Origin of the sequence: Gelidibacter sp. (genome assembly GCF_039916245.1) — a bacterium.
Lineage (GTDB): Bacteria > Bacteroidota > Bacteroidia > Flavobacteriales > Flavobacteriaceae > Gelidibacter.
The window spans coordinates 1-5,076 of sequence record NZ_JBDSLS010000094.1 but is presented as its reverse complement, the minus strand read 5'-3'; the positions used below and the strand labels follow the sequence as shown (position 1 = coordinate 5,076).

The 5,076-nt window shown below is 36.3% G+C and carries 5 protein-coding genes; 4 read left to right on the top strand and 1 reads right to left on the bottom strand.

All coding sequences use genetic code 11. From position 1 onward, the window contains the following. The 3 genes from ABIQ28_RS04660 to ABIQ28_RS04650 form a co-directional block, all read left to right on the top strand. The coding region (locus tag ABIQ28_RS04660; protein ID WP_348035667.1) for an ABC-F family ATP-binding cassette domain-containing protein at positions 1–1,565 on the top strand (1,565 nt) is incomplete at its 5' end. Positions 1,566–1,693: 128 nt separating this feature from the next. Then, positions 1,694–2,431, top strand: a complete 738-nt coding sequence (locus ABIQ28_RS04655) for a phosphatase PAP2 family protein (RefSeq protein ID WP_348035666.1) — start codon at positions 1,694–1,696, stop codon at positions 2,429–2,431. A 349-nt stretch (positions 2,432–2,780) separates the two neighbouring features. Continuing rightward, complete coding sequence (locus tag ABIQ28_RS04650) at positions 2,781–3,344, top strand: DUF4256 domain-containing protein (protein ID WP_348035665.1); 564 nt, start codon at positions 2,781–2,783, stop codon at positions 3,342–3,344. Positions 3,345–3,632: 288 nt separating this feature from the next. On the opposite strand, the gene ABIQ28_RS04645 is transcribed toward ABIQ28_RS04650, so the two are convergent. After that, positions 3,633–4,313 (bottom strand): NAD-dependent deacylase, encoded by a 681-nt coding sequence (locus ABIQ28_RS04645; protein WP_348035668.1) that lies wholly within the window; start codon positions 4,311–4,313, stop codon positions 3,633–3,635. Positions 4,314–4,414: 101 nt separating this feature from the next. Between ABIQ28_RS04645 and ABIQ28_RS04640 the strand changes: the two genes are divergently transcribed. Next, complete coding sequence (locus tag ABIQ28_RS04640; protein WP_348035664.1) at positions 4,415–4,582, top strand: DUF4372 domain-containing protein; 168 nt, start codon at positions 4,415–4,417, stop codon at positions 4,580–4,582. Positions 4,583–5,076: the final 494 nt, after the last annotated feature.

The following is a 5,076-nucleotide window of genomic DNA, read 5'->3' as shown; positions in this document are numbered from 1 at the left end:
ATGAAAATGATAAAATAGCCCTAATGGGTAAAAATGGTGCGGGAAAATCGACAATGATGAAAATTATTGCGGGCGAACAAAAGCCAACTAAAGGCCATGTGCGTTTTCCAAAGGATGCTGTCATTGCCTATTTGCCACAACATTTATTGACTGAAGATAACTGTACCGTTTTTGAGGAAGCCTCTAAAGCTTTTGCTCATGTGTATGCCATGCGCAATGAAATGGATGCGTTGAATAAAGCTCTGGAAACCAGAACGGATTACGATTCTGATGAATACATGCAAATCATTCAGAAAGTATCTGATTTGGGCGAAAAGTATTATGCTTTAGAGGATGTTAATTATGATGCTGAGGTTGAAAAAGCATTAGGTGGATTGGGCTTTAAACGTGAGGATTTTACAAGATTGACCAGCGAGTTCAGTGGTGGATTTCGTATGCGGATCGAATTGGCGAAAATCCTATTGCAAAAACCAGATTTGATTCTTCTGGATGAGCCCACGAACCATATTGATATTGAATCGGTCATTTGGCTGGAAGATTTCTTGCTCAACAAAGCGAACGCCGTGATGGTTATTTCCCACGATAAGGCATTTATCGACAATATTACCAATAGAACGATTGAAGTGACAATGGGGCGGATTTACGACTATAAAGCCAATTATTCTCATTATTTGCAATTGCGAGAAGATCGACGTTCACACCAAATCAAGGCTTACCAAGAGCAACAACGCTTTATTGCTGATAATATGGCTTTTATTGAGCGTTTTAAAGGCACCTATTCCAAGACCAATCAAGTCAATTCACGAGAGAAGATGCTTGAAAAACTCGAAATTATCGAGGTGGATGATATCGATACTTCGGCTTTGAAATTACGTTTTCCACCTTCGCAACGTTCAGGAGATTATCCTGTAACCGTAAAGGATTTATCAAAATCTTACGACGATCATGTGGTGTTCAAAAATGCGAATATGTCTATTTCAAGAGGGGAGAAGGTTTCTTTTGTAGGACGAAATGGCGAAGGGAAATCGACGATGATCAAAGCCATTATGGGGGAAATTGAGGTAGAAGGCAGTTGCCATTTGGGACATAATGTGAAGGTTGGCTATTTTGCTCAAAACCAAGCCTCGCTGCTCGATGAAAGTCTGACCATTTTTCAAACCGTTGATGAGGTTGCCGAAGGCGATGTAAGGACTCAAGTCAAGAATATCCTTGGGCGTTTTATGTTTAAGGGCGATGATATTGATAAAAAAGTCAGTGTGCTTTCGGGTGGAGAAAAAACACGATTGGCCATGGTAAAATTACTATTGGAACCTGTTAATTTATTAATTTTGGATGAGCCAACAAATCACTTGGATCTAAAATCAAAAGACGTTTTAAAAGAAGCACTTTTGGATTTTGACGGTACTTTGATCTTGGTTTCGCACGATCGTGACTTTCTACAAGGCCTATCCGAAAAAGTATTCGAATTTAAAGACCAACGGGTCATTGAGCATTTTGAAACTATTGACGATTTCTTAGTTAGAAATAGGATAGAAAATTTAAAGGAGATTGATTTAAGGAAATAGGGTTATTGTTGATTGGTTTCTATTATCTTCGATTTGTGACTTAGTTTTATGATTTTTCACTAAATTCTAGGCTTTAATATCCTTAGAATATCTAAATTTTAGAAGATAATTTTGAGCAACAATATCTTATGAGAAAAACCATCAAACTCTTAATCGATAAGTTAAGAGCTTTTTTAAGAGAAAAACTGCATCAATATGATGTGACACTTCCGTATGTCATTACCCTTATTATTGCGCTTATTTTCGTTGTTGGCGGCATCAATTTATTTGTAGAGCTTACAGAAAGTTTAAAAACAGATTTGCTGGCCGATTATGACCAACAAATCGCAGCCTATGTCATTTCACATCGCAACCCAGCACTTACCAAATATTTTATTTTTGTCACTCATGTCGGCGACATTTATGGTTATGCCGCCGTTTTAATCGCTTTTACTTTAATGTCCATCTTCGTGTTTAAGAATTGGAAATATATCATTCAAATTGTTCTTGTTTTGATTCTTTCGGCGGTGTCAAATTTGATGCTTAAGCGTTTTATAGATCGGGCAAGACCTGGGATTGAGCATATGGTATCGGTAGAAACATTAAGTTATCCTAGCGGACATGCAATGAGTGCCATGGCGTTTTATGGGTTTTTGATATATCTGTTTTATAGATTTAAGATCAACATATTTTTGAAGATTGGCGTCATTCTACTTTTGGGACTTCTTATTTTGAGCATCGGTCTAAGTCGAATTTATCTGGGCGTTCACTTTCCTTCGGATATTGCTGGTGGTTATATTGCCGGTTTTATTTGGGTCGTATTTTGTGTGCTTCTATTTAATTTGATTGATGTTTTTAGACGTGATCCGAGAACGCCTATAGTTTAGGATATTGATGTTCAAATCCGTTTAATTCTTTTATAACCAACTATTATTTAGATTGCTTTTTTTTAAAATACCTGAGAATCTATAAGTTAACTTTCTGTTTGAGAGTTTCCTAATTTTAAGGTAAATCCCGAAGGAAGTACCGAGATAATCAGTGTAAATCCATAAAATCAGCCTCATCAGCGTTCTATTAATTATTCATAATTTTGTTCTAATTCCAAACTTATGATTTATAACGGTGTATTGTTTTTTTTGCTGTATGGTAATGAAGATCTAGTAATGAAGGTCATGATTTTGTGAAAATATTTTAACTTGGTTATTGCAAAATGTTACATCTCCAAAAGATACAATTATGACAATTCAACATCCCTTAACCCAAGAACAATCCGAAACCCTTATCCGAATTATAAAGACGCGTTTTGAGACCAATCAAAATCGACATCAAGATTTGAAATGGTCTGATGTGGAAGCACGTCTTAAAGAATTCCCTGCAAAATTATGGTCGCTCAATGAAATGGAACGCACTGGTGGCGAACCTGATGTTGTAGATCATGATAGTAAAACGGGAGAAATTATTTTTTATGATTGCTCAGAAGAGAGCCCGAAAGGTCGGAGAAGTATCTGTTATGACCGTGAAGGCCTGGAATCCAGAAAAGAACATCCACCAAAACATACCGCTATTGATATGGCGAATGAAATGGGAGTCGATCTTTTAACCGAAGATGATTATCGCGCTTTACATAAACTGGGCACATTTGATTCAAAAACATCGAGTTGGTTAAAAACACCTTCGGAGATTAGAAAACTAGGAGGTGCTATTTTTGGAGATTTTAGATATGACCACGTGTTTGTATATCATAATGGGGCGCAATCGTATTATGCGGTTAGAGGGTTTCGGGCGTCTCTTATTGTTTAAACATTTTATCATACACAGAATTTCATGGAGCCTTATTGCCTATAAACCTCTTTTATTTTTTATGACAAAAAACAATTTATTAACTTAAATTTGATAAAAAAGAGCATTTATTTTGCGTCCCTTGCGCAGTACTTTGCGTCCCTTGCGGTTAATAGTTGTTTTTTAAACGCAAGGAGCGCTAGGTTTTTTCGCTAAGGTCGCAAAGTGATATTAGTGAATAAGAAGATAGGCTGACGGGCAGGTATTTTCATTTTCAATTTCAACTTGGTTACTGAGCTTGTCGAAGTATCACCTCCCTTCCAGAATTCCAATAACCTTCTTAACGCCAAGTGTTGCCGTTTCAGCAATGACCGTCAAATTGCCACGACTTTCCATAGCAGGATTAGGATCTATAAAATAAGTAGGCGTGCCTATGGGCACATAATGCATTAATCCCGCTGCAGGATATACTTGCATCGAGGTGCCAATAATGATCAAAACATCAGCAGTGGCACAAACTTCCATTGCTTTTTCAATCATAGGTACGGCTTCTCCAAACCATACAATATGAGGTCTTAGTTGGTGTCCTTGTGGACAAGTGTCGCCTAATTTGATGTCTTCCTGGTGATCAAAATAACTCAGCTCATCAATAACATTTCTGGCTTTTAGCAATTCGCCATGCAAATGGATAACGTTGGAGCTTCCTGCACGTTCATGCAAGTCGTCAACATTTTGCGTGATGATAGAAACCTTATAATCTTTTTCAAATGAAGCCAAGTCAAAATGTGCGGCATTAGGTTTGACAGTCAACAATTGTCGTCTACGCTGATTATAAAAGTCTAAAACAAGTTCAGGATTGTCTTTAAAGCCTTCTGGTGTTGCGACTTTCATCACATCATGGCCTTCCCATAATCCGTCCGAATCTCTAAACGTTTTTAATCCACTTTCAGCACTCATTCCAGCGCCAGTAAGGATAACAATATGTTTCATCTCTTTTTTAATTTGTTTCATTGTTGTCCGTTAAAAATGGAGCCATTATAAATGGCTCCTTGAATAATATCGTGAATTAGCATTGCAAAATTCATAATACGATGGGTAAAAGTAATTATTTTTCTAGGAAGTCTGTTTTCGGACAGCTCATTTCTTTAATAGACGATTCTTTGGTAAGAAAAGAGGTCAAAAAATGTGATTCAGCCCGTTACACCAAACGGTTTACCACAAAAGACCATTCGATAAGTATGCTTTTTTGTTCATTTTAAAAGTGTACATCACTTCGAGATATATCTGGTTCAATTCTGGGTCTATCGGTAAAAATGAATGGTTTTCAGTTAAACCATATCCCTAAAAGAAGTACCTTATCTGATGCCAACAAGAAAAAGGATGTTTTGGTTTTTGAAAATATTTTATCATCAATTATTAAAACAATAAAGCGATTTTTTATCGGACAGCCGAATCAAAGATGTCATAAAAAAGCAGGTGAAGATTTTTAAAACAGAACTTTCCATTGAAATATTTCTAGGTGGACAATAAAAATGCAATCAAGATACAGATTTATAGTATTTTGATGGTCAATCTTTGGTGTGCTGTGATAAAGAAGAAACTGAAGCGCAATTGGGTATTTTCAAATTTGGTCAGCTTCTGTAAAATCCATCTTTTCAATTACATCAATTTGATGAAATTTCTAGAAAACCCAGAAAAAGACTGATAATCAAATAAATGAAAATTAAAGCCAAGTGGATTAATCATTTATCGG

Coding starts and splice junctions, on each gene's coding strand:
- ABIQ28_RS04655 (WP_348035666.1), top strand. CDS start 1,694: ATGAGAAAAACCATCAAACTCTTAATCGATAAGTTAAGAGCTTTTTTA.
- ABIQ28_RS04650 (WP_348035665.1), top strand. CDS start 2,781: ATGACAATTCAACATCCCTTAACCCAAGAACAATCCGAAACCCTTATC.
- ABIQ28_RS04645 (WP_348035668.1), bottom strand. CDS start 4,313: ATGAAACATATTGTTATCCTTACTGGCGCTGGAATGAGTGCTGAAAGT.
- ABIQ28_RS04640 (WP_348035664.1), top strand. CDS start 4,415: ATGGGTAAAAGTAATTATTTTTCTAGGAAGTCTGTTTTCGGACAGCTC.